The sequence below is a fragment of the Kushneria sinocarnis genome (genome assembly GCF_003633775.1).
GTDB classification, from domain to species: Bacteria; Pseudomonadota; Gammaproteobacteria; order Pseudomonadales; family Halomonadaceae; genus Kushneria; species Kushneria sinocarnis.
On record NZ_RBIN01000002.1, the window covers coordinates 126,186 to 150,352 of the forward strand.

A 24,167-nucleotide genomic window follows, 5' to 3' on the forward strand; every position below is an offset into this window, starting at 1 on the left:
GACCGGCAAGGGCCCCGATACGGGGAGCATCAGACGATACGATGGCTCAGCGTCGCTCCAGGGCACGGTGAACATAAAGATCATAGCGGGTGCCACGGGTTTCCAGACTGTGCTGGGGCGCGGGCCCGGCAATGGCCGGCGCGCCCTTCGGCCGCTTGACCACCACCCGATGCGTCGCCGTCGCCAGGGCCGCTTCCAGCAGCCGCGGCGAATCATCGTCATCTCCCACCAGCGTGCGGAACAGCCGCATCTCCTTCTTGACCAGCGCCGAGCCGCTGCGATGGGGATACATCGGATCGAGATGGATCACTTCGGGAGCAAATTCCGCCCGCGCAACCGCCGCTGTCAGCGAGACGGCGGCATCGGCCGCGATCAGCGACAGTCGTGCCATGACTGACGTGAGCGTGGTATCCCGATCGGCCCGTACCAGAGCATCGTGCAGCAGGGCCGCAATCACGGCACTGCGCTCGAGCATCAGCACCGGGCAGCCCAGCCCCGCCAGCACGAAGGCGTCCCGCCCCAGACCGGCGGTAGCATCAACCACATGCGGAGTCACGCCCCGCTTCAGTCCGCAGGCGCGTGCCACCAGCTGACCGCGTCCACCGCCGAACTGCTGACGATGTGCCGTCCGACCGGCCAGAAAATCCACCTGTACCGGTGCCCCGAAGCTGCGCTGATCACCGGCCAGCACCAGACCGGCCTGCGTTTCACGCAGCTCGAGCGGCGAGCCTGCCCCGGACGCACTGGTCTCCAGGGGCGCGGCTGTCTGCAGCCACTCGGCCAGCGCTGTCATGCGTTCGGCGTCGCTCGCGCCGCTGACGACCAGCTGACCGGCAGCAGGACGCAGCAGCGGTTCGATGCTTCGCAGCGGGCGAGGCTCGTCTGCGCAACGCGAGGCCGCCATCGCGCCTCAGGCCACCACGAAGAGGAACAGAAAGAGCCCCAGGATCAGCCGGTAGATCACGAACGGCAGCATGCCGATGCGATCCAGCGCTGCCAGAAAGAGCCGGATACACAGCAGCGCGGCGATAAAGGAGAGCACCACCCCGGCCCCTACATCAAACCACTGGGCGTCGCTGCCGGTCTGCCACAGCTCGAGCCCCTTGAGACTGCCGGCGGCAATGATCAGCGGGATCGACAGCAGAAAGGAGAAGCGTGCGGCCGCCTGACGGGAGTACCCCAGCAGCAGCGAAGCGGTGATGGTGATCCCCGAGCGTGACGTCCCGGGGATCAGCGCCAGCGCCTGGGCCAGCCCGATCAGCAGGGCATGACGCCAGCCGAGCCGGGTGTTGTCACGGGCCCGGGCGCCGGCGCGATCCGCCCACCACAGGGCGAGGCCGAACACCACCGTGGTGGTGGCAATGACCGCCGCCGATCGCCCCCATGTTTCGATCAGGTCCTCGCAGAGATAACCGATGATCACGGCCGGCAGTGTGCCGATAAGCACCGCCCAGCCCAGCTGTCCTTCCTGATTCGGTCGCCCCGCGAAGACCTGGGCACACCAGCCCTTGAGGATCGCCACCACCTCATGACGAAAGGCCATGATGACCGCCAGCAGGGTACCGATATGAACCGCCACATCGAAGGCCAGCCCCTGATCGGGCCAGCCCAGCAGCTGAGAGGGGAGAATCAGATGAGCAGAAGAGGAAATCGGCAGAAATTCGGTAACGCCCTGTAGCAGGGCAAGGATGACGACGTGCATCCACTCCATGGAACAAGCCTCGGATTAGCGCGTGGTAACCTGATCCCGCAGATAGACCGGAATCGCGTAAGCAGTTGCCCTGAAGTTCCCGGCGTCCAGCCTGGCGGCCGCCAGACGTACCATGGCCGAAGCTTCCGGTTCATGGCCGGCATCGACCCGGCTGGCCCGGACGCGAACGTCCCGGGGTAGTTGTTGTGCGAGCTGCCAGCCGCTGCCCACCCCATGCAGGGTCTCGTCGTCGTTCAACGGCGGCAGGCTCAGTTCACCCGGGGGATGCACCCGCTCCTCGAGCAGGAGTTCGGGCTGCCCTTCATGCACCCGATAAAGTGCGCTGTAGAGTTCTCCCATGCGGGCATCGAGTGCCGGCAGCACCAGCCCGATGCCACTTTGCAGATGGGCCTGCAGGGCCAGCGTCTCGAGCGTGGAGATACCCAGCAACGGGCGTTCGATTCCCCATGCCAGCCCCTGGGCAGTGCCCGCCGCAATGCGAATGCCGGTGAACGAGCCGGGACCGTGACCATAGGCCACCGCATCCAGCGACGAGAGCGCCAGGCCGCTGGCTGCCAGCAGTTCATCGATCATCGGCATCAGTCGGCGCGACTGCTCTCGAGGGGCATGTTCGCAGGTCCCGGTTACCTCTCCATTACACCAGAGTGCGACGCTACAGCTCGCAGCCGAGGTATCCAGAGCCAGGATTCGTGTCATGAGGATCTGCCGCGCTAGAAACTGGAAGGCATTATACGAAGGCAGGGGACGGCGTCAAAAAGGACATGCTCCGCCCGGCGAAGCGGCACAGTAGCAACGCCGCCTTAACGGAGCATGAACCTCGCCATTCTCAGGTCTGTTTGCTTTCCAGTGCCGCCAGAATGCGCTCGCGAATCTCTTCGACACTGCCGATGCCCTCTACCCGATGGTAGGCAGGGGCCTGGTCGGGCGCGTCGGCTGCCAGCCGCTGGTAGTAGTCGACCAGCGGCCGGGTCTGATCACGATAGACCCGCAGACGATCGCGTACGGTCTCCTCGCGGTCATCGTCGCGCTGGATCAGCGGCTCACCGGTCTCGTCATCGATATCCACCTGGCGGGGTGGCTGATGTTCGATGTGATAGACACGGCCTGAATCGGGATGAACACGCCGCCCGGAAAGCCGCTTGACGATCTCGTCCTCGTCAACGGCGATCTCGATCACGTGATCCAGCCGCACCCCCGCTTCGCGGGTCGCATCGGCCTGGGCAATGGTGCGCGGAAAGCCATCGAACAGGAAACCGTTGGCACAATCCTGCTGAGCAATACGCTCTTTCACCAGCGAGACGATCAGATCGTCGGACACCAGTTCGCCGGCATTCATGACAGCCTCGACCTTCCGGCCCAGCTCACTGCCCTCGCGAATGGCGGTACGCAGCATGTCACCGGTGGAAATCTGCGGGATTCCGTAGCGCTCACAGAGGAATTTCGCCTGCGTGCCCTTGCCTGCACCCGGGGGGCCCAGAAGAATCAAGCGCATGGATGCCGCTCCTTGTTCGTATCGGTCGTGATGCATGAGCAGAACCGGCCACGAGGACCGGTTCTGCTCGATGAGGGACTGGACATGTGTACCAGCGGGGTCTGTGACAGACCATACCGGCCGCACGGACAAGGTACAAGCGTTGCGCCCTGCCACCATGGTCCGGCGGCCTGCACGCCGTGCTGCCCGAAAGAGGAAAAGCGGCCCGCGGGCCGCTTTTCACGGTACCTCCTGTCAGGCGCTACAGTACCAGGCGACGGATGTCACTGAGCAGCTGCGCCAGATAGGCGGTAAAGCGTGCGGCATCGGCACCGTTGACGGCGCGATGGTCATAGGAGAGCGACAGCGGCATCATCAGCCGCGGCTGGAACTGCCCCCCATCCCACACCGGCTTCGTCTGTGACTTGGCGACACCGAGAATGGCCACCTCGGGCGCATTGACGATCGGCGTAAACCCGGTGCCACCGATCGAGCCGAGGCTGGAAATGGTGAAGCAGCCGCCCTGCATCTCGTCACGCTTGAGCTTGCCCTCCTGGGCACGCGCGGCCAGATCGCCGGCCTCCTTCGCCAGCTCGAGCAGCCCCTTCTGATCGACATCCCGGATCACCGGCACCATCAGTCCGTTGGGTGTGTCGACGGCCATGCCGATGTGGAAGTACTTCTTCCATACCACCTTGTCGCCATCCGGGTGCAGCGAGACGTTGAACTGGGGATACTTCGCCAGTGCATGAGCAGCGGCCTTGAGCAGAAACGGCAGCGGCGTCAGCCTGGCGCCCTGGGCCTGGGCCTCGTCCTTCATCGACTTGCGGAAGGACTCCAGCTCGGTGATATCGGCCTCGTCGAACTGGGTGACATGTGGCACGTTCAGCCAGCTGCGATGCAGGTTGGTGGCACCGGCCTTCATCAGCCGGCCCATCGGCTTCTCTTCGACCTCGCCGAACTTGCTGAAGTCGACAGCCGGGATCGGCGGAATGCCGCCCCCTCCTTCGCCCTGCGACTGCGCCCGGGTCGTACTGCCACTCTCTTCCTTGCGGGTCTGCATGACCTGCTTGACGAAGGCATCGACATCCTCCTTGAGGATACGGCTCTTCGGTCCGCTGGGCTTCACCTCGGCCAGATCCACGCCAAGCTCACGCGCCATCAGCCGCACCGCCGGACCGGCATGCACGCCGGCACCGCTGCTGCGCTGCTGGCTGTCACTCTGGCGCGGAGCCTGCTCGCCACCGTAACTGCCTTCGTCCTTCTTCTCCTCGGCGGGCTGCTCGCGGCGGGCACTCTCCTGCTTCGTCGCCTGCTGCTCGCTCTTCTGTCCGCCGCCGGAGGATTGCGACTGCTGTTTTTTCGGCCCGGGCTTGCTGCCGGCGACTTCGATGTAGCCGATCAGATCGCCCTCGGAAACCGTATCGCCCTCGCTGACACTGACCTCGGCCACCTTGCCCTTGTAAGGGCTCGGTACGTCCATCGAGGCCTTGTCGGACTCCAGCGTGATCAGCGTATCCTCCTCGCTGATCTCGTCGCCTTCGCCGATCGCGACCTCGATGATCTCGACATTCTCGCTGCCCCCGATATCCGGTACGCGCAGCTCCTGCCGACCACCCGACTCGGCGTCATCCTCATCCTCGTCGTCGTCATCCTCGTCACCGGCATCTTCCGGCTCATCACGGCTTTCCGGCTCGTCATCCTCTGCCGGGGCGTCATCGCCCTCTTCGCCGGCGATTTCCATGGTGCCGATCAGGTCGCCTTCGGAGACCCTGTCACCCTCGCTGACCGACAGCGATACCAGTTTTCCACTGTACGGACTGGGCACATCCATCGAGGCCTTGTCGGACTCCAGCGTGATCAGCGCATCTTCCTCGCTGACCTCGTCGCCCTCGCTGACCGCCATCTCGATGATCTCGACGCCTTCGCTGCCGCCGATATCCGGCACATGTACCTCGACGGTGCGACGGCCACCACCACCGGACTTCTGTGCGGACTTCTGCTGCGACTGCTTTCGCGATGACCCGTCACCGCCCTGCTGCGAGGCTTTCGAGTCCTCTTCCGACTCCTCCTGCGAAGCGGAGGCGGCCTGTTCATCCCCGCTGTCGGCATCGGCTTCTTCGTCCCCGCCACTCTCGTCACTGCCGGCGTCGTCCTCGCCGGCAACTTCAAGCTCGAGGATGTCATCGCCCTCGGAGACCTTGTCGCCCTCCTGCACAAGCACCTTCGTGACCTTGCCGCCCTTCGGCGCGGGCACGTCCATGCTGGCCTTGTCGGACTCCAGCACAATCATGGTGTCTTCAGGGTCGATCGTGTCGCCGGACTGTACCGAGACCTCGATGATCTCGACGCCCTCGCTGCCCCCGATGTCGGGGACCTTAATGGTTTCACTACTCAAGGTCGCGCTCCTCTCACCTGGCCATGGCCTGTGAAAGGGCGAGGCCATGGCCTCGCCCATCGGGGATAATCAGCTCACCAGCGGATTGGGCCTGGCCGGGTCGATATCATATTTCTTCATGGCGTCGGTCACGACCTTCGCCTCGATCTCGCCGCGCTCTGCCAGCGCCCGCAGTGCCTGCACGGTGACGAAATACCGGTCCACTTCGAAGAAGCGACGCAGCGCTTCACGGGTATCCGAACGCCCGAAACCGTCGGTGCCCAGCACGTAGAAGTTCTGCGGCACCCAGGCACGGATCTGGTCGGCGTAGAGCTTCATGTAGTCGGTCGAGGCCACGATCGGCCCCTCGCGGCCTTCCAGCTGCTGCGTGACCCAGGGCTTCTCGCGCTTGTCATCCGGCGCCAGGAACTGCTGACGATCATATTCAAGCGCTTCACGACGCAGCTCGTTGAAGCTGGTCACGCTCCAGATGTCCGCAACCACGTTGTGCTCTTCCTTCAGCAGCTCGGCGGCAGCCTCGACCTCGCGCAGGATGGTGCCACTGCCCATCAGCTGCACCCGCGGCGATTTCTTGCGCCCGGCCTTGCCTTCACTGAGCAGATACATGCCGCGAATGATGCCTTCCTCGCTGCCTTCGGGCATCTCGGGATGATGATAGTTCTCGTTCATCACCGTGAGATAGTAGAAGCAGTTCTCCCGATCCTGGAACATCCGCTTCATGCCATCCTGCAGGATGACCGCCAGCTCGTGGCCATAGCAGGGGTCATAGGAGCGGCAGTTCGGTACGGTCGACATCAGCACATGGCTGTGACCATCCTGGTGCTGCAGGCCTTCTCCGTTGATGGTGGTACGACCGGCGGTGCCACCGACCATGAAACCGCGCGCCTGGAGATCACCGGCTGCCCAGACCAGATCACCGACGCGCTGGAATCCGAACATCGAATAGTAGATATAGAACGGAATCAGCGTCAGATCATGGTTGGCATAGGACGTTGCGGCCGCCAGCCAGGCCGAGATCGAACCGGCCTCGGTGATGCCCTCCTCGAGAATCTGACCCTTCTGATCCTCGCGGTAGTACATGATCTGGCCGGCATCGACGGGCTCGTACTTCTGGCCTTCGGCGGCATAGATGCCCAGCTGGCGGAACATGCCCTCCATGCCGAAGGTGCGCGCCTCATCGGGAATGATCGGCACCACGCGCGAGCCGAGCTGCTTGTTCTTGACCAGTCCGCCCAGTACACGCACGAACGACATCGTGGTCGAGACTTCGCGATCACCGGAGCCTTTCATCTGGGTCGCGAACATCTTGTCATCGAGTCCGGGGATTTCAAGCTGCTCGAAATCGGTACGCCGTGACGGCAGATAGCCACCCAGCCGTTCACGCTGGAGATGGAGGTACTTCATCTCCGGCGTCTCGTCTTCCGGCCGGTAGTACGGGATGTTGCCATCCTCGATCTGCTTGTCGGAGATCGGCACGCCGAAACGATCGCGGAAGGCCTTGAGCGCATCGGTATCCATGGACTTGATCTGGTGCGCTTCCATGTCGGCTTCACCGCTGCCGCCGCCCATGCCGTAGCCCTTGACGGTATGCGCCAGGATTACCGTGGGCCGATCGCCGGCGTTGTGGAAGGCTTCATGGTAGGCCGCATAGACCTTCTGCGGATCATGCCCGCCGCGGTTGAGGCGGAAGATGTCCTCGTCGGTGTAGTCCTCGACCAGCTTGCGGGTTTCGTCGTACTTGCCGAAGAAGTGCTCGCGGGTATAGGCGCCGCCCTGGGCCTTGTAGTTCTGGTACTCGCCGTCGACCGCCTCGTCCATGCGACGCTGCAGCATGCCCTTGCTGTCGCGCTCGAGCAGCGGATCCCAGAGACCACCCCAGACCACCTTGATGACGTTCCAGCCGGCGCCCCGGAAGATGCCTTCCAGTTCATCCATGATGCTGGAATTGCCGCGTACCGGGCCATCGAGACGCTGCAGGTTGCAGTTGATCACGAAGATCAGGTTGTTGAGCTTTTCCCGGCTGGCCAGGTGCAGGGCGCCCAGCGATTCCGGTTCGTCGCACTCGCCATCACCGAGGAAGGCCCAGACCTTGCGATCCCCCATGTCGCTCAGCTCGCGCGCGTGCATGTACTTCATGACGTGCGCCTGATAGATCGCCTGGATCGGCCCCAGTCCCATCGAGACGGTGGGGAACTGCCAGTAATCCGGCATCAGGTAGGGGTGCGGATAGGAAGAGAGACCGGAGCCTTCCGCTTCCTGCCGGAAACCGTCCATCTGCTCTTCGTTCAGCCGCCCCTCGAGATAGGAACGCGCATAGATACCGGGCGTGACGTGACCCTGGATGTAGACCAGATCACCCTTTTGCTGATCGCTGTCGGCACGGAAGAAATGGTTGAAACCGGTCTCGTAGAGGGTGGCGCAGGACTGATAGCTGGCGAGGTGACCGCCCAAGCCCTTGTGCTTCTTGTTGGCACGCAGCACCTGAGCCACGGCATTCCAGCGAATGGCCGAACGGATCTTGCGCTCGAGAAACATGTCGCCGGGCATCTTCGCTTCACGATGCGCCGGAATGGTGTTGCGATGGGGAGTGTTAACGGAAAACGGCGGAATCTTCCCATCACGACGCAATCGATCGGCCAGACGGGTCAACAGGTACTGGGCACGCTCCTCGCCTTCCCGATCAACGACCGACGCCAGGGACTCCAGCCATTCCTGGGTTTCGGTCGGATCGAGATCCTCTCTTGCCTCCAGACTCATAGATATCTCTCCGAATAGAAGATGAGTGATCGGTGGGCCCTTGTGGGGCCTGTGGCACTGTTCAGGGGCGCGCGGTTCCGGGCGGGCCGTCTCATGGGAGTCGCAACGGTACCGTGCCCGCGGCATCGACACGAGTGTCGACAATGACCGAAGGCATTGATACCGGGATGACGACGCAGCCGGAGCATTATCGTGAACTGCCGGGAGCAGGCGTAGTGACTCGCTGCGGTAGTATCAGAATCGGTGAAAAAAGATACCTGAAACGCCGCGCCGTGCCAATTGAGGGCAGCACCATTGATAGTACGCGACGATGACTTGACGGATGAATACATCGGAAAGGCGGTCGGCATACCGGGGATCGTACATGCAATGTAGCTGGGCGAAGCGGACGATGCCATCCGCTCGGCAGCATCGATCATGGCGGAACCGGATGCAGGCAGCGCTTCAGGTACTGCCAGTCGAAACCCGGGCCGGGGTCCTCCTTGCGCAGCGGCGCGATCTGCTCATGTCCGGCAACCCGGTCAAGGGAAAGCCCGGGATAGGATCTGACCAGTGCCTGAAGCACACCGCCCAGCCGGTGATACTGGGCGGCTGCAAAGGGGCGGGCATCTCCCTCGAGCTCGATACCGATGCTGAAATCGTTGACCTGCGAACGCCCCTGCCAGCAGGAGCGGCCGGCATGCCAGGCTCGCCGGTCAAAGGGCACGAACTGTATACACTCGCCATCGCGCCGGATCAGCAGATGCGCCGAGACCCGCAGTCCGGCAATGGCGGCGAAGAAGGGATGACCATGTGCTGCGAGGCGATTGGTAAACAGCTGCTCGATGGCATCGCCCCGGAATACGCCCGGCGGCAGGCTGATGGCATGCACCACCACCAGGGACACCTCTCCCCGGGGCCGCTCATTGCAATTGGGCGACGGGACCTGGCGCGCGCCGCGCAGCCGATGCCCCTCGATGAGCTCCGTGGCGCGCTGCTGCCATGACCTCTGATTCTGCTGCAAGCCCGTTTCCTGTTCTATACTGGCATCGTCGTGACCGTCGGGTCCGCCACGGTCGACCGGCCCCGTGGACCAGCCTGTTCGAGAGAGTCCGTCCATGAAGTTTCAGGAAGCCCTTGCCGAAGACATCCGCATCAGTGCGGCGCGACTGATCACCGAAGACATCGGCCCCGGTGACATCACTTCCCAGCTGGTGCCCGGCCATCGGGAGGCCGATGCCCATATCATGGTGCATGAAGCCACCATACTCTGCGGCGTCCCCTGGGTGGAAGAGCTCTTCCGCCGCCTTGATCCCACCATCCGTCTCGAGTGGGCGCACTTCGACGGCAACCGGGTCGCAGCCGACACTGCCATTCTGACACTGCACGGGGCGGCACGTTCGCTGCTGGCCGGGCGCGAAGCCGCGCTCAACGTGCTGCGCACGCTGTCCGCTACGGCCACCCGCACCCGCCACTGTGTCGACCTGCTGGCCGATCACGGCATCGAGATAATCGCCACCCGCCAGACCCTGCCGGGCATGCGCCTGGCGCAGAAATATGCCGTCCAGTGCGGGGGTGGCTTCAGCCACCGTACCGGATTGCACGATGCCTTTTTGATCGAGGCGGCGCATGTCGCAGCCTGCGGCAATATTGCCCGGGCCGTGGCCGAGGCTCGCGATATCGCCGGCGAACTGACGGTCGGTGTGGTCATCGACCGCCCCGATGAACTGGAGGCGGCCGTGGCGGCCAGGGCCGATTTCGTGCGACTGGAGTGCTTCACGCCGGCACAGGTCGCCGAGGCGGCCCGTCGCAATGCCGGCCGTGTCCGGCTGGAAGCCCTGAGCGCGAGCGATGAAACCGCACTGCAAGGACTGGCCGATACCGGTATCGACCGACTGGTCCTGCATGATCTGACCGCCAGTGTCCGGGCCATCGGCATGTCGATGCCGATCACGCTGGACGAGGCCTGAGTACCCGCCGGCCGCCCACGGCGCCGGCCATGATCAACCGCCCTCCCCGGCGGCCGGCCACGCGCCGGGCCACCGGGCATACACCACAGGAGACCCCATGCAGATCGATCTCTCCGGCAGACATGCTCTCATCACCGGCTCGACCGCCGGCATCGGGCTGGCCATTGCCAGAGGCCTGGCCAATGCCGGGGCCGAAGTCGTGGTCAACGGTCGCACCCAGTCGCGTGTGGATGAGGCCATTCGCCAGGTGCGCAATGCCGTCCCCGGCGCCTCCGTGTCAGGCGTCGCGGCCGATCTCGGCTCCGCGGAAGGCGCCCGGGTCCTGTTCGATGCAGTGCCCGAGACCGATATCCTGGTCAATAACATGGGCATCTTCGGCCCACAGGACTTCTTCGACATCGATGACGAAGAGTGGGAGCGCTACTTCCAGGTCAACGTCATGAGCGGTGTCCGGGTGGCCCGCCACTATGCCCGCGGCATGCGCGATCGCGGCTGGGGCCGTATCCAGTTTCTCGGCAGCGAATCCTCCTACAACATCCCGGCCGGCATGATTCATTACGGGGTCACCAAGACCGCCGTGGTCTCGCTGGCCCGGGGGCTGGCCAAGGCGCTGGCCGGCACCGGCGTCACCGTCAACTCGATCCTGCCCGGCCTGACCCGTTCCGAGGGCGTGGAGAGCATGCTGGAAGGCATGGCCCGGGAACGCGGCAAGTCAGTGGAGGAAGTGGGGGCCGAATTCGTCATGGAAAACCGCCCCAGTTCGATCATCCAGCGCATGGCCGAGGTGGACGAGGTCGCCAGCATGAGCGTCTATGCCGCCTCACCCCAGGCCTCTGCGACCACCGGCGCTGCCCTGCGGGTGGAAGGCGGAATCATCGACTTCATCTCCTGATCGTCGCGTCTGACCGCGTATGACCGGGGGGCCGTATCCCGTGACACGAGCCCCCTGGGTGCAGCCAGCGACAACAGGCTACCCGCGCCGGAGAGTACCCAACTGCTGCGTGCCCGGCATGACGCACCAATATTCAGTGCCCGGAGGCAGGATAGCCTGCCGACTCGGTCTGCCTGTCGCAACGCGCCCTGAGCGCTTCGCTGAAACGCTGCCGCTCGCTTCGCGGCAGCAGTCCGATCGGGATACTGCAGGCCTTGCCGGAAGAGGCCAGCCGCAGGCGCATGATCGAACGGTTTTCCTTTTCAATGGCGGCAATATCATCGTAGGGCACATCATGCAGCCGCGGCGCCCAGGCGGGCGCGCCGATGTAACGCAGCCGGTCCGCTTCCAGCCGCAGGATCGGTGAGAGCCGTCTGCGTCGATGCAGATTGCCCCCCATCATCATCCCCCATGCCAGCAGCAGCAGGCCGATCGGCACCGGCAGCTGCCAGCGCTGCTGCTGCCAGGCCAGCATCAGCAGGGTGACACCGCCGGCCGCCGACACCGCAAAGGCGATCGTCAGAAAGCTGGTATTGATCCGTTTTTCCACAAACAACAAGGGCTCGGAAGAGTCAGTCATGCCGTTACCGTTTCTCGTCACTGGCAGGAAATTGAGGCTGCCCGGGCGCCGCTTTCGCATGCATGACGCCGTCATGGTCGGACAGTCTGTAGCGAAAGCGTTCGCGTGGCAGCGAGACACCTGCACGTTCGACCACATCACTGCCCAGATGCTCCCAGCCGTTGGCACACAACCAGGGCGCCAGCATTACACTGGCATCCAGCATGATCATGGCGGCCCCTGCCTCGCGCGCCTGATCAAGAGCCACTGCCAGCAGGCGACTGCCGATCCCCCGCCCCGCCAGGGAGGGCCAGACATACAGGGTAACGATGGCGGCAGCCTGGCGCGGCATGCCGAGGCCAAGCTCGCAGAAACCGACACAGCGCCGATCCAGATCGGCCACCACGGTACGATGATGGAGATGGCGAACCACCCAGGCTGCTGCCTCCCGAGGCAGGGCCTGCACCCAGGCTTCCCGCTGCTCCCGGCTGTAGTGCCCGGCAGCGCCCTGCATGACAGCATGATAAAAGACCTCGGCCTGATCGGCGGCATCCTCGGCCCGGGCTTCCCGTAAGCGTAAACGATCCAGCATCAGCCACTCTCCCGGCTTGCATGGTTGCTGCCGGTCAACGCGCGGTTACCGGCAACCGGCATTCTGCCCCAGTCCGTAACGGCCGGTGAAGTCGGCTCGGAAAACTTTGACAATTCCGCCTGTCATCATCCAGAACTGAAGTGTCGTCGCAGCATTGCTGCACGTCACACGATTCATGCTACACGACAAGGAGGTGAGCAATGAGTCAGAATCGTCCCGACGTCCTCAGCCGCAGCGTGCAGGAAACCGACATCCGGCTGCAGGATCTGAAAAACGAGCTCGAGCTCGAAAGCCCCGAACAGGCCTATGGCGCACTGCGGGCCGTCATGCATGCCCTGCGTGACCGGATCACGGTAGACATGGCAGCCAACCTCTCCAGTCAGCTGCCCGTCATGCTGACCGGTATCTTCTTTGACGGCTGGAAACCGGCCGATACGCCGCAGAAGTACAATACTGCCGAGGAATTCCTGGAGCGCGTGCGCAGCAACGCCGTGGGTCACAGTGAACTCGATGTCGATCAGGCAACACGCGGTGTCTTCAGACTGCTTGAACAAAAGCTGGATCAGGGGCAGATCAACCGCGTTACCGATCAGCTGCCCGACGACATTCAGGCGCTGGTGCCCAGGGCAGCCTGAGCACCCGCTCACTCCGGCAGCTGGAGCATCCGACCACGGCCGGACCGGCCGTGGTCATGCCACCGGATGGCCCGAGATGTCCGGCGGAGCGGTGAGTGGCATAATGGCGTCATGAATGACGTTCGTCCGATTACCGAGCAGCCTGACTGCCAGTCGCCGACCCTTGCCGTCATCGGCACGGTCAGCAGCTGCTACCCCGACAAGTTCGGCATTCCGCGTCAGCCTTCGCTGGCCCCGAGTGCCACGGCCACCCTGCAGCTACACCCGCCGTTCGATCATCCCGATGCCGTACGCGGGCTGGAACAGTTCAGCCACCTCTGGCTGACCTTCCTGTTCCATCACAGCCCCGAACGCTGGACACCGCTGGTGCGCCCGCCCCGACTGGGTGGCAATACCCGCATCGGCGTCTTCGCCTCACGCTCGACGCACCGGCCTAATCGCCTCGGGCTGTCGCTGGTCGAACTGGCCGGAGTCGACACCGATGACGGTGTCCGGCTGCATCTGCGGGCCCACGACCTGGTCGATGGCACCCCGGTGGTCGATATCAAGCCCTATCTGCCCTGGGCAGACCGCGCCGATCAGGCCAGTGGCGGGTTCGCCGCCGACCCGCCCGACCTGCTGCCCGTCAGCTTCACACGTGACGCCGAACAGCAGCTGGACAGGCATCCGGAAGCCGACCGCCTCGCTCCCCTGATCCGCGAGGTGATGGCGCAGGACCCGCGCCCCGCCTACCGGCGTGGCGACCGGGACGACCATCGCTACGGGGCAAGACTTCATGATGTCGATGTCCGCTTTCGCGTCACCCATGATGAGGCGGGCAGCCGGGTCATCGTGGAGGCCGTGGTGCCCGCCGCGCCCTGACCCGCATGCCCCGGGCGGCGCTCAGTCGAAACGGACCCCGAGGCGGCGCCCCACCTCTTCATAGGCCTCAATGACCTCACCGAGGCCCTGACGGAAGCGGTCCTTGTCCATTTTCTCGCGGGTCTGCGCATCCCAGAGACGACAGCCATCCGGCGAGAACTCGTCACCCAGGGTGATTTCGCCGTGGAACAGCCCGAACTCGAGCTTGTAGTCGACCAGCAGCATGTCACCTTCGAGGAACAGCTGCCTGAGCACGTCGTTGACCCGCAGGGTGAGTTCGTGGGCCAGCTGCAGCTGCTGACGGGTCGCCCAGCCGAAGGTCTCGGCCAGCGACTCGTTGATCATCGGATCGCCCTTCTCATCATTCTTGAGAAAGAGCTCGAAGGTCGGCGGATCGAGCGTCAGGCCCTCCTCGACGCCGAGACGTCTGCACAGCCCGCCGGCCGAGAGGTTGCGCACCACACACTCGACTGGAATCATGGTCAGCCGCTTCACTTCGCACTCGGTTTCCGAACGCAGGCGTTCGAAGTGGGTCGGGATGCCCGCTTCCTTCAGATGCTCCATGATGAAGGCATTGAAGCGATTGTTGACCATGCCCTTGCGATCCAGCTGTTCGACCTTCTTGCCATCAAAGGCGCTGGTATCATCGCGGAACTCCAGGATCAGCCGATCCGGATCGTCGGTTTCATAGACCGATTTGGCCTTGCCCAAATAGAGTACGCCGCGTTTTTCCATGACAGTCTCCGATAAGCAGTATCGACCGGACCCGGGTCCGACCGGTTGAACGCAGCGCCCCGCCTGCCCTTCCGGACACGCCTGCAGTCAGGGCGTGCCGGCAGTCATCAGGCAATCTGCTGCCAGGGAGTGGTTTCATTCTGTGCCGCAATCACCAGCCGGGAAACATCCCCGTCCAGCAGCGGACTGAGGGCCTCGAAGGCGAATTCAGGGCGGTTGTTCTTCTCCGACAGGTGCGAGGCCACCAGCCGCTGCAGGCGATCGGTCCCCAGCTGTCGGAGCAGCGCCCCGGCCTGGGCGTTGGAGAGATGGCCACGCCGGCCGCCGACCCGCCGCTTGAGACTAGGCGGATAGGGGCCCTCGGCCAGCATGCGCGGATCATGGTTGCTCTCCAGTACCAGCGCATCACAGTGACGGTAACGTCGCTGCACATGCTCGGTCGCCCAGCCCAGATCGGTCAGCAGACCCAGCCGGCGACCACCGCATTCGAACAGGAACTGCACCGGCTCACGGGCATCATGGGGCACCGTGACCGGGTCGATCGTCAGATCGCGCAGTGCGAAGGGCTGCTCCGGCGTCATCAGCACCGTTTCGATCGTCGGTGCCAGCTTCGCCCGGAGCCAGGTGCCCGCGGTCAGGTGAACCGGCAACCGGTAGCGTCGTGCCAGTGCCGCCACGCCGGTGAGATGGTCACGATGTTCATGGGTCACCAGCAGGGCGTCGAGCTGCTCCGGCTCGACGCCCAGCTGCTTCATCCGCCCGACCGCCTCGCGGATGCCGAAACCGCAATCCACCAGCACCCGGACCTCGCGGGTTTCCACCAGGGTGGCGTTGCCGCGGCTGCCGCTGCCCAGCGAGGCGAAGCGCATCATCAGCGCAGGGTCGACGCAACCGCATCCAGCAGTGACCGGGCGATCTTCGGATCCACCGTCTCGCCCTGCGGATCGGTCACGCGCATGCGGACACTATCGCCCTCGGGCTCGACCGCCAGACGATAGGGCCTGAGGTCGGGCTTGCCACCCATGAAGGGGATCCAGCTGCCGCCCTCGTCGGCACGCCGATAGCGCACCATGAACACCCGCTGCGAACGATCCTCGTCCACCAGCCGGCGATCATCATTGGCAAAGTTGTTGTTCAGCTGGTATGAAAATTCCGACCACGCCCGGGGGAAGTCGAGGGCCACCGCCAGCTGCCATCTACCGCCACTGTTTTCGAGACGGACCCGATCGTTGCGCGACAGGTTCTGGGCCACCATCGACACCCCGCCTTCGGGCGCCTTTTGGTCGAGGAACCGGGCCAGCGCAGTCAGACAGCGCTCATTGGGCGCATCCTGCTGCTGACAGTAGACCTCGCTGGAGTTGTTGCGCAGCCCCTGACGTACCGACAGGGTGCCCGCATCCGTCACGATCCGGCCCGCATTGCCATCCACGCTCGTCACCTGATAGCCACGCTGCGTCACGAAACTCTGTAGCCGCGGCCAGATGCTGCCGGGAGCGGCATTGACCACCAGCCAGTGCTGCCCCTGGGATTGACGGTCTTCCACGAACTGCCGCGACTGCTGCGACGACATGGACTGCGGCCGCGGCGCTTCGAAATCATCGCTGGGCATGAAATCATTGCTGGCGTCGGGCACCGGCATGGCATTCTGATAGGCGCGCTGGTTGCGCTGTGCCGGCAACTCGAGCGGGGCCGCCATTTCGGCATCCTTGTACTCGGCGTTGCGATCGTAGTAATAACCGCCGCCGCAACCGGCCAGTAGTGCCATCAGGGGCACGGTCATCACCCAGCGATACTGTGACCTCATGCGTTTACAACTCCCGCCAGCTGAAGGGCTTCACCGACCGTGGGCCGGTACTTTTCGGATAGCCAGGTCAGCGGCAACCGGATCCCGGTATCGGCCAGCCCCATCTGATTGAGGGCCCACTTCACCGGAATCGGATTGGCTTCGATCCCGAGCGCCGAGTGCAACGGCATCAATCGGGTATTGATCTGGTGCGCCATCTCGTATTCGCCGCGCCGGGCTGCCGCGCACATGTCATGCATGGCGCGCGGTGCCACGTTGGCGGAGACCGAAATGACGCCATGCCCACCGGCCAGCATGAATTCGCACGCCGTCGGGTCATCGCCGGAATAGAGCGCGAAATCGCTGCCGCGCAGCTGTTCGATCAGATCCTCGGCGCGCTCGAGATTGCCGGTGGCATCCTTTAGCCCGACGATATTGTCGACTTCGGCCAGACGCAGGGTGGTCTCGTTGTACAGATCAACGCTGGTGCGACCCGGCACGTTGTAGAGAATGACCGGCAGGTCGCTGGCTTCGGCGACTGCCCTGAAGTGCTGATAAAGCCCTTCCTGGGTGGGCTTGTTGTAGTAGGGACAGACCGACAGGCAGCCGTCGGCACCGACATCGGCGGCATAGCGCGCCAGTGCCACGGCTTCCGAGGTGGCGTTGGCGCCGGTACCGGCGATCACCGGAATGCGGCCGTTGACCGTTTCGACCACGGTGCGGATCACGTTGAAGTGCTCCTCGACCGACATGGTGGTCGGCTCACCGGTGGTGCCCGCGGCAACGATGGCGTCGGTCCCGTGCTCAAGATGGAATTCGACCAGGCGACGCAGGGCGTCCCAGTCGATCTCGCCACCAGCCTTCATCGGCGTCGCCAGGGCGACGATGCTGCCTGTGATCATCCCGCGAACCTCTTCCGTGGATGCAGTGAATCATGTAACCAGCGCGGACCGGGGGTGGTCTGCAGCGATCGGCATACCGACGCGCCCTGCCCGGACAAGGCTCCCAATGGTACTCAGCGTGCTCCGAGGTGTACAGACAGCGCACAGCTTCGCTTTACATGTCATGGTGGGCAACATGTAATGGCGGCCGTGCCAGATCGATCCCAACCCCTCAGGAGCCCATGCCATGAGCCTTGCCACCGGTGACAGCGTGCCCGATATCACCCTGACGGCCACCAGCGATCAGCAGATCAACCTGACCCATCTCGAAGGGCGCCAGGTGGTGCTCTACTTCTATCCGAAGGATGCCACGCCGGGCTGCACCACCGAAGGTCAGAACTTCCGTGATCTGGCCGAGGAGTTCCATGCGGTCGATACCGTCATTCATGGCGTCTCGCGGGACAGCGTCAGAAAGCACGAGAACTTCAGGGCGAAACAGGGCTTCCCCTTCGAGCTGATCAGCGATCCCGACGAACGGCTCTGCCGCGCCTTTGACGTCATCAAAACGAAGAAGCTCTACGGCCGGGAGCACGAAGGCATCGAGCGCAGCACCTTTCTGATCGATGCCACCGGCCGCATTGCCCGTGTCTGGCGCAAGGTCAGGGTCGAGGGGCACGCCGAGGAGGTGCTGGCCGCGGCACGCGCCCTGCATGCCGGCGATGCCATCACCTGACGTCTCAGCTGCTGCCCTGCTCGGGCATCTCCTCCGGCGGCAGCCGATCACGGTTGCGCGGCCAGGCAAACATCAGCGCCTTGAGCAGGGTCGCCAGCGGAATGGCGAAGAAGATTCCCCAGAAGCCCCATATGCCGCCAAAGAAAAGCACGGCAAGAATGATCGCGACCGGGTGCAGGTTGACGGCTTCGGAAAAGAGCACGGGCACCAGCACATTGCCATCCAGCGCCTGCAGGATGGCATAGGCCACCATGACCCAGAGGAAGTGATCGCTGAAGCCGAAGGTGAGCCCGGCCACCGCGGCGATCGGCAGCGTGGCGACGGCCGCCCCGATGTAGGGCACCAGCACCGAGAGCCCCACGATCAGCGCCAGCAGGGTCGCATAGGGCAGCCCCAGCGCCCAGAAGGTGACCCACGAGACCACCGCCACGATCACGATTTCGATGAACTTGCCGCGAATGAAATTGGCGATCTGATCATCCATCTCCCACCAGATGCGTGTCATCAGATCGCGCTTTTTCGGCAGCAGCGAGAGCAGAAAGCCGATCAGCCGCTCACGGTCCTTGAGCATGAAAAAGACCAGAATCGGCACCAGCACCAGATAGATCACCACGCCCAGCAGGCTGCCCAGCGAATTCAGCGACAGGCTCAGCAGGCGGCGCCCCAGCAGCGAGAACTCGTTGCCGGCAGTGGAAATCCAGCGCTGGATCTGGTCGGGGGTAATGATCGTCGGATAGCGATCCCGCAGCTCCTCGAGCAGGATCCGGCTGCGCCCCAGCAGGTCGGGAATTTCCTGGATGAGGTGGGCGAGCTGATTCCACACCAGTGGCAGCACGATCAGCGCCAGCGTCAAAAGCACGCCGAGAAACAGGATGAAGATCAGGCCGACGGCCACCAGTCGGGGCAGGCCGCAACGCTCCAGCCAGCTGACGCCCCCCTGCAGCACGAAGGCAATGATCAGCGCCGTGAAGAAGGGCGCCAGCATGCTGCCGAACAGCAGCACCACCAGCAGGCCGACTATCAGCAGGCCCCCCAGCACGATCGCTTCCTCGTCGGAGAAATAGCGGCTGACCAGCCGCTTCATCAGGGCCTTGAATGTCATCGGGGATAAGCCTGCTCTACGAAATGGGATGAGTGAGGGAGCCGGACAAGCCCCGCTCAGCCCTTGATCAGCACATAGTGGAAAAGGCCGTCGCGCTCCTCGCGGGAAGCGAACGCGTGGCCACTCAGGGCGACAAAGCTGTCAAGGTCGCGCCATGAGCCGGGGTCGGTCGCCATGACATGCAGCCGCTCGCCGCTGTTCATCTCGGCCAGGGCCTGTTTGGTCTTGAGCAGCGGCATCGGACAGTTCAATCCGGTCGCGTCCAGAGTCCGATCGATGTTCTCGTCCATGCCCCTCCTCACTGTATGGGTCGGGTCTTGAAATCGCCCCGATTTAAGGGCACTTTGCCAGACAATTCAATGCCCGACGGATCGTACCGGGTGCGCCGCGATGCCGCCGCGGCACCCGCCCTGCCATCGCTTCAATGGAGTCGCTGATGCCCGGGTTCTCCCGAAAGCGATCGGGGTGCCTCCTGCTGGCCGGCACCCTGCTGATCGCGTCACTGTCGAGCTCAGCCGAACAGCGCAGTCATGAGCTGCCCGATCTCGGTACGACCCGAACCAGCTTCCAGGGTCTGAGCGAATATCAGCTCGGGCGCACCTGGCTGCGCCAGTTTCGCGCCCAGACTTCCCAGTGGCGCGACCCCATCACCCAGGCCTGGCTGCGTTCGCTGGTCGATCAGCTGGTACCCTGCAGCCAGCTGGACCATCCCCGCATTACCATCACCCTGGTGTCCAGCCGGATGCTCAACGCCTTTGCCGTGCCCGGTGGGGTGGTCGGCGTCAATACCGGCCTGTTTCGCTATGCACCAAGCCATGATGCCTTCGCCTCGGTGGTAGCGCACGAGCTCGGCCACCTCTCGCAGCACCATTTTGCCCGCCAGATGGCCGCCTCCGAACGCGCTCAGCTCCCCACCATGGCCGCCCTGCTGGCCGGCATGGTGATCGCGGCCGGCGCAGGCGGCAGCAGCAGCAGCAATCTCGGCATGGCCACCATCGCCGGCACCCAGGCCGCAGCCCTGCAGAATCAGCTGGCCTACTCCCGCCAGTACGAACAGGAAGCCGACCGGGTCGGCCTGCAGACCATGGCCTGTGCCGGCATGGATCCTGATGCCATGGCCCACATGTTCGCGACCATGGCGCAGCTCGCCAGTCTGCAGGGAGATTCGCCCCCCGAATTCCTGCTGACCCACCCCTTGACCCAGTCCCGACTGAGCGACATCCGCGCCCGGGCCAAGCAGTATCACGACGCAGCCCACGCCCCCGGCCCGGAGTACGACATGATTCGCGCCCGGGTGATGCTGGCCAGCAACATGGAACATCCGGAAGAGGTGCGCAGCCAGCTCAGGGAGAGCAATGCGAGCCCGCTGGCGCTGCGCTATCTGCAGGCGCTGGTCGACTCGGTCAACCACCACCCGGACCAGGCGCTGGCGGCTTTCGACCGGCTTGCCGAAGAGCAGCCCGACCTGCTGATGCTCCCCGCCAGTGCCGCCGATGCCGCGCTCGATGCCGACCGCAACCGGGCAGCACTGCAGCGGGCGCAGCGGATTCTCGAGCTCGCCCCGGACTACTTTCCCGCTCGCATGATTGCTGCCGAAGCACAGCTCGGCATTGCGCCGGAAGAGGCCTTTACCCGGTTGCGCGCCATCGCTCGGGATCATGACGAGGACCCCGATGTCTGGAACCTGATGGCCGAAGCAGCCGGCCGCAGCGGGCATGATGCCTGGGGTCATCTGGCCCTGGCCGAACAGCTGCAGCTCACCGGCCACATCGACCGCGGGCTCGATCAGCTCGACATTGCCGAAAAGCTGTCGCAGCAGACGGGTGACTACGCCCTGACCGGACGGATTCGTGAGCGGCGCCAGGCCTTTCGGGGCTATCAGCAGGCCCTCGACAAGTTCTGACCGGCTTGACACGGCTGCAAAACAGAACGCCCCGGTCCGACAGGACCGGGGCGTGACAATCTGGTGGGTCGTGCAGGATTCGAACCTGCGACCAATTGGTTAAAAGCCAACTGCTCTGCCAACTGAGCTAACGACCCCGAAGCGATGGACATGACAGCAGCAGTCAGAATAGCTGAACATGGCCCCGAGGCGGCAGGATCATGGTGGGTCGTGCAGGATTCGAACCTGCGACCAATTGGTTAAAAGCCAACTGCTCTGCCAACTGAGCTAACGACCCGCCGCCAGCCTCGATGCGACGACCGGTAACGGTCGTCTGCCGCTGCGATGGTGGGTCGTGCAGGATTCGAACCTGCGACCAATTGGTTAAAAGCCAACTGCTCTGCCAACTGAGCTAACGACCCGCGCAACAGCGGCGCAAATATTACTTTCAAAAACGTGCAGATGCAAGCGCAGTGATGCGCATCATCAGCGTGATGACGAACCCCTGCCGCGGCCGCTTCCGGCACGGCGTGTGCTGCCGGTGTCACGCTCGCGCGAGCCGCGTCCTTCGGCATCGGCGTTGCGTCCGGGATTCTTCAGACCGCGCACGGGACGGCGCTTGCGCTTGTCACGGCTCCAGCGGTTGCGCTCATCGGGGGTCATCTCGGGCACCTTGCGCGGCGCCAGCCCGGCCATGGCGGAGAGCTCATCGATCTCTTCCTGATTCAGCTCGCTCCACTCACCGGCCCGGGCCCGCTTGTCGAGAAAGATGTTGCCGTAACGGACCCGCTTGAGCCGGCTCACGGTCAGCCCCTGGGACTCCCAGAGTCGCCGCACCTCGCGGTTGCGGCCCTCCATGATCACCACATGAAACCAGGTGTTGATGCCTTCGCCACCGAATTCCTGTACATCGGTAAAGCTGGCCGGGCCATCCTCGAGCATCACGCCGTCGACCATCGCCCGGACATGGTCCATGGTGACCTCGCCCATCACCCTCACGGCATATTCGCGCTCGATCTGCATCGACGGGTGCATCAGCCGATTGGCCAGCTCCCCATCGGTGGTGAACAGCAATAAACCGCTGGTATTGATGTCGAGCCGACCGATCGCGATCCAGCGTTCGCCCTTCAGCCGCGGCAGCCGTTCGAAGACCGTACGGCGTCCTTCCGGGTCCTTGCGCGTGCAGAGCTCGCCCTCGGGCTTGTTGTACATGATCACCCGGCGCGTCGAATCATCGCTGGCCGTTACCACGACCGCCCGCCCATCGAGGCTGATGTGATCATTGACGCTCACCCGATCGCCCAGTGCCGCCGGGGTACCGTTGACGGTCACGCGGCCGGCGCTGATGGCGCTCTCCATCTCGCGACGCGAGCCCTTGCCGGCTCGTGCCAGCACCTTTTGCAGCTTTTCCGTATCCATCGTTTGCACGTCAGTCCCGTTGTTCAGAAGTGTCCGTCTCCCGGTCACCGGAGGTGTCCTCACCTTCGGCCGGGGTTTCCGAATCCTCGCCGGTACGCTCGTCACCGGCATGCACGCGCTGCGCGAAACGATCCCCGATGTCGGCCAGACTCAGTCCGGACCGTTCGGACGCCGTCGCGGCGTGCGATGTCTCCCCTGCGGCGAGCTCGGCCGCTGTATTGTCCGATGCCTCGCTTGCCGAGGCCGCCTCGGCACTCGCCTCGGGTTCACTTGCTACCAGCTGCTCCAGCCAGTCGGCGGTTTCGCCCTCCCTGAGCGCCTGCATGGGCGGCAGCTCATCCAGCGTTTTCAGCCCGAAGGCATCGAGAAAGGCCCGGGTGGTGGCATAGACTGCCGGCCGGCCGGGCATTTCACGATGGCCGATCACCCGGATCCAGCCGCGCTCGCTCAGGGTCCGCATGATCGAGGAACTGACCGAGACGCCCCGGACATCCTCGATGTCACCGCGGGTCACGGGCTGACGATAGGCGATCAGGGCGAGGGTTTCCAGCAGCGCCCGGGAGTAGCGCTGGGGGCGCTCCTCCCACAGCCGCGACACCCAGGGCGAGAGTGCGTCATCGACCCGCAGGCGGTAGCCCGACGCAGTCTCTTCCAGGCGCAGCGCGGACTCCCCGAGCCGTGACTGCAGGGTCTCCAGCGCCTCGCGCAGCCGACGCCGCTCGGGTCGGCGGCTCTCATCGAACAGGCCTTCCAGCCGCTCCAGGGTGAGCGGCTCACCGGCTGCCAGCAGGGCGCCCTCCAGAATCCGATCCAGTTCGGCAGTCATCGCCTCTCCCCGTCCTGCCCTGCCTCACTCATGACGTTCATCCCCCGAACCGGCCACCGACAATCCTTCCTCATAGGCGCCCTCGCCCTCGTCTTCCTCGTACTCGTGGGCGGCACGGCCACGCACATGAATCGGCGACAGCGGCGCGTTCTGGATCAGCTCGATCAGCCGCTCCCGCGTCAGCTCCAGCAGCGCCATGAAGGTCACCACCACACCGGCACGACCTTCCTCGGGCGTGAACAGGGCCTCGAAGGGCGTGAAGTGATCCGGGCTGACCCGGTCGAGAATCGCCATCATCCGTTCGCGGGTCGAGAGCACTTCCCGGGTAATGGTGTGCGCCTGATTGAAATCGGCCCGCTGCATCAGCGACGACAGCGCCCCCAGCAGCTCGGAGAGCGCCACATCGGGATGACGGACCCGCACCTCGAGCTCGGGGGGCGCTGCTGCCGCCGGATACCAGTCGCGCCCTTCACGGGGCAGTTCGTCCAGCCCTTCGGCCGCCCTCTTCAGCTGTTCGTACTCCTGCAGCCGCCGCACCAGCGATGCCGTGGGATCCTCTTCATCCTCCTCCTCGCTGGCCGGCGGACGCGGCAGCAGCGAGCGCGACTTGATCTCCGCCAGCATGGCCGCCATCAGCAGATACTCGGCCGCCAGATCGATGCCGCTGGCCTCCATCAGCTCCACATACTCGATATACTGATGGGTCACGGCGGCCACGTTGATCGCCAGGATATCCAGATTCTGACGCCGGATCAGGTAGAGCAGCAGATCGAGCGGCCCCTCGAAGGTTTCCAGAAAGACGCGCAGCGCCTCGGGCGGAATGTAGAGATCCTCCGGGAGCTCGTGCAGCGGCTCGCCACGCACCAGTGCGGCCACCTCCCGCGAAGGCGCAGCCGATCCATCCCCGGGGGATGATGCATCGAGGGGTTCACTCATGGCAAC

The 24,167-nt window shown here is 64.2% G+C and carries 25 protein-coding genes and 3 tRNA genes; 7 read left to right on the forward strand and 21 right to left on the reverse strand.

Going from position 1 to position 24,167, the window contains the following annotated elements; translation table 11 throughout:
- Positions 1–46: 46 nt before the first annotated feature.
- The 6 genes from C7446_RS03160 to aceE form a co-directional block, all read right to left on the reverse strand.
- Entirely contained in the window at positions 47–904 is an 858-nt protein-coding gene (locus C7446_RS03160) for a class I SAM-dependent methyltransferase (RefSeq protein ID WP_121171218.1), read from the reverse strand.
- 6 nt (positions 905–910) lie between these two features.
- Entirely contained in the window at positions 911–1,711 is an 801-nt protein-coding gene (locus C7446_RS03165) for an undecaprenyl-diphosphate phosphatase (protein ID WP_121171220.1), read from the reverse strand.
- Between the two features lie 15 nt (positions 1,712–1,726).
- Complete coding sequence (tsaB, locus tag C7446_RS03170) at positions 1,727–2,407, reverse strand: tRNA (adenosine(37)-N6)-threonylcarbamoyltransferase complex dimerization subunit type 1 TsaB (RefSeq protein WP_121171221.1); 681 nt, start codon at positions 2,405–2,407, stop codon at positions 1,727–1,729.
- A 130-nt stretch (positions 2,408–2,537) separates the two neighbouring features.
- The gene (adk, locus tag C7446_RS03175) at positions 2,538–3,203 is read right to left on the reverse strand and encodes an adenylate kinase (RefSeq protein ID WP_121171223.1); all 666 of its coding nucleotides are present in this window, start codon (positions 3,201–3,203) and stop codon (positions 2,538–2,540) included.
- Between the two features lie 241 nt (positions 3,204–3,444).
- Complete coding sequence (aceF, locus tag C7446_RS03180; RefSeq protein WP_121171225.1) at positions 3,445–5,580, reverse strand: dihydrolipoyllysine-residue acetyltransferase; 2,136 nt, start codon at positions 5,578–5,580, stop codon at positions 3,445–3,447.
- A 69-nt stretch (positions 5,581–5,649) separates the two neighbouring features.
- Positions 5,650–8,337: a pyruvate dehydrogenase (acetyl-transferring), homodimeric type gene (gene aceE, locus C7446_RS03185; RefSeq protein WP_121171226.1), complete on the reverse strand. Its 2,688-nt coding sequence runs from the start codon at positions 8,335–8,337 to the stop codon at positions 5,650–5,652.
- A 143-nt stretch (positions 8,338–8,480) separates the two neighbouring features.
- On the opposite strand from aceE, the gene C7446_RS16435 reads away from it, so the two are divergent.
- Complete coding sequence (locus C7446_RS16435; RefSeq protein ID WP_170149989.1) at positions 8,481–8,651, forward strand: hypothetical protein; 171 nt, start codon at positions 8,481–8,483, stop codon at positions 8,649–8,651.
- Between the two features lie 101 nt (positions 8,652–8,752).
- Here the strand turns inward: C7446_RS16435 and ampD are convergent, their stop codons facing one another.
- Positions 8,753–9,340: a 1,6-anhydro-N-acetylmuramyl-L-alanine amidase AmpD gene (gene ampD, locus C7446_RS03190; RefSeq protein ID WP_425454101.1), complete on the reverse strand. Its 588-nt coding sequence runs from the start codon at positions 9,338–9,340 to the stop codon at positions 8,753–8,755.
- Positions 9,341–9,434: 94 nt separating this feature from the next.
- On the opposite strand from ampD, the gene nadC reads away from it, so the two are divergent.
- Together nadC and C7446_RS03200 are read left to right on the forward strand one after the other, a co-directional pair.
- Complete coding sequence (gene nadC, locus C7446_RS03195) at positions 9,435–10,286, forward strand: carboxylating nicotinate-nucleotide diphosphorylase (protein ID WP_121171230.1); 852 nt, start codon at positions 9,435–9,437, stop codon at positions 10,284–10,286.
- 97 nt (positions 10,287–10,383) lie between these two features.
- Positions 10,384–11,178, forward strand: a complete 795-nt coding sequence (locus tag C7446_RS03200) for an SDR family NAD(P)-dependent oxidoreductase (protein ID WP_121171232.1) — start codon at positions 10,384–10,386, stop codon at positions 11,176–11,178.
- 133 nt (positions 11,179–11,311) lie between these two features.
- Here C7446_RS03200 and C7446_RS03205 read toward each other — a convergent pair whose 3' ends face one another.
- Together C7446_RS03205 and C7446_RS03210 are read right to left on the reverse strand one after the other, a co-directional pair.
- Positions 11,312–11,797 carry a hypothetical protein gene (locus C7446_RS03205; RefSeq protein ID WP_147408718.1) on the reverse strand — a complete coding sequence of 162 codons (486 nt, stop codon included), beginning with the start codon at positions 11,795–11,797 and terminating at the stop codon, positions 11,312–11,314.
- Between the two features lie 4 nt (positions 11,798–11,801).
- The gene (locus C7446_RS03210) at positions 11,802–12,368 is read right to left on the reverse strand and encodes a GNAT family N-acetyltransferase (RefSeq protein ID WP_121171236.1); all 567 of its coding nucleotides are present in this window, start codon (positions 12,366–12,368) and stop codon (positions 11,802–11,804) included.
- Positions 12,369–12,568: 200 nt separating this feature from the next.
- Between C7446_RS03210 and C7446_RS03215 the strand changes: the two genes are divergently transcribed.
- Together C7446_RS03215 and tsaA are read left to right on the forward strand one after the other, a co-directional pair.
- Positions 12,569–13,003: a DUF2267 domain-containing protein gene (locus C7446_RS03215; protein ID WP_121171238.1), complete on the forward strand. Its 435-nt coding sequence runs from the start codon at positions 12,569–12,571 to the stop codon at positions 13,001–13,003.
- A 111-nt stretch (positions 13,004–13,114) separates the two neighbouring features.
- Positions 13,115–13,864 carry a tRNA (N6-threonylcarbamoyladenosine(37)-N6)-methyltransferase TrmO gene (gene tsaA, locus C7446_RS03220; RefSeq protein WP_121171240.1) on the forward strand — a complete coding sequence of 250 codons (750 nt, stop codon included), beginning with the start codon at positions 13,115–13,117 and terminating at the stop codon, positions 13,862–13,864.
- 21 nt (positions 13,865–13,885) lie between these two features.
- On the opposite strand, the gene purC is transcribed toward tsaA, so the two are convergent.
- The 4 genes from purC to dapA form a co-directional block, all read right to left on the reverse strand.
- Positions 13,886–14,599 (reverse strand): phosphoribosylaminoimidazolesuccinocarboxamide synthase, encoded by a 714-nt coding sequence (purC, locus tag C7446_RS03225; protein ID WP_121171242.1) that lies wholly within the window; start codon positions 14,597–14,599, stop codon positions 13,886–13,888.
- 107 nt (positions 14,600–14,706) lie between these two features.
- Positions 14,707–15,471: an MBL fold metallo-hydrolase gene (locus C7446_RS03230; protein WP_342768343.1), complete on the reverse strand. Its 765-nt coding sequence runs from the start codon at positions 15,469–15,471 to the stop codon at positions 14,707–14,709.
- On the reverse strand, positions 15,471–16,403 hold the full coding sequence (locus tag C7446_RS03235) for an outer membrane protein assembly factor BamC (protein ID WP_121171244.1): 933 nt from the start codon (positions 16,401–16,403) through the stop codon (positions 15,471–15,473). Before C7446_RS03235 ends, C7446_RS03230 begins: the two co-directional genes overlap by 1 nt.
- A complete protein-coding gene (gene dapA / locus C7446_RS03240) occupies positions 16,400–17,284 on the reverse strand; it encodes a 4-hydroxy-tetrahydrodipicolinate synthase (protein ID WP_121171246.1) in 885 nt (294 codons plus the stop codon). The genes C7446_RS03235 and dapA overlap by 4 nt, the downstream gene beginning before the upstream one ends.
- A gap of 226 nt (positions 17,285–17,510) precedes the next feature.
- Between dapA and C7446_RS03245 the strand changes: the two genes are divergently transcribed.
- Complete coding sequence (locus C7446_RS03245; protein ID WP_121171248.1) at positions 17,511–17,996, forward strand: peroxiredoxin; 486 nt, start codon at positions 17,511–17,513, stop codon at positions 17,994–17,996.
- A gap of 4 nt (positions 17,997–18,000) precedes the next feature.
- On the opposite strand, the gene C7446_RS03250 is transcribed toward C7446_RS03245, so the two are convergent.
- Positions 18,001–19,098 carry an AI-2E family transporter gene (locus C7446_RS03250; RefSeq protein WP_121171250.1) on the reverse strand — a complete coding sequence of 366 codons (1,098 nt, stop codon included), beginning with the start codon at positions 19,096–19,098 and terminating at the stop codon, positions 18,001–18,003.
- Positions 19,099–19,154: 56 nt separating this feature from the next.
- Positions 19,155–19,388 (reverse strand): sulfurtransferase TusA family protein, encoded by a 234-nt coding sequence (locus C7446_RS03255; protein ID WP_121171252.1) that lies wholly within the window; start codon positions 19,386–19,388, stop codon positions 19,155–19,157.
- Between the two features lie 146 nt (positions 19,389–19,534).
- On the opposite strand from C7446_RS03255, the gene C7446_RS03260 reads away from it, so the two are divergent.
- The gene (locus C7446_RS03260; protein WP_245977639.1) at positions 19,535–21,001 is read left to right on the forward strand and encodes a M48 family metalloprotease; all 1,467 of its coding nucleotides are present in this window, start codon (positions 19,535–19,537) and stop codon (positions 20,999–21,001) included.
- A 61-nt stretch (positions 21,002–21,062) separates the two neighbouring features.
- Here the strand turns inward: C7446_RS03260 and C7446_RS03265 are convergent.
- The 6 genes from C7446_RS03265 to C7446_RS03290 all read right to left on the reverse strand — a co-directional run bounded on the left by C7446_RS03265 (position 21,063) and on the right by C7446_RS03290 (position 24,161).
- A tRNA-Lys gene (locus tag C7446_RS03265) sits at positions 21,063–21,138 on the reverse strand.
- A gap of 64 nt (positions 21,139–21,202) precedes the next feature.
- A tRNA-Lys gene (locus C7446_RS03270) sits at positions 21,203–21,278 on the reverse strand.
- 48 nt (positions 21,279–21,326) lie between these two features.
- Positions 21,327–21,402, reverse strand: a tRNA-Lys gene (locus C7446_RS03275).
- 64 nt (positions 21,403–21,466) lie between these two features.
- A complete protein-coding gene (gene rluB, locus C7446_RS03280) occupies positions 21,467–22,399 on the reverse strand; it encodes a 23S rRNA pseudouridine(2605) synthase RluB (RefSeq protein ID WP_121171256.1) in 933 nt (310 codons plus the stop codon).
- A 10-nt stretch (positions 22,400–22,409) separates the two neighbouring features.
- On the reverse strand, positions 22,410–23,225 hold the full coding sequence (gene scpB / locus C7446_RS03285) for an SMC-Scp complex subunit ScpB (protein ID WP_121171258.1): 816 nt from the start codon (positions 23,223–23,225) through the stop codon (positions 22,410–22,412).
- Between the two features lie 24 nt (positions 23,226–23,249).
- Positions 23,250–24,161: a segregation and condensation protein A gene (locus tag C7446_RS03290; protein ID WP_121171260.1), complete on the reverse strand. Its 912-nt coding sequence runs from the start codon at positions 24,159–24,161 to the stop codon at positions 23,250–23,252.
- Between the last annotated feature and the right edge of the window lie 6 nt (positions 24,162–24,167).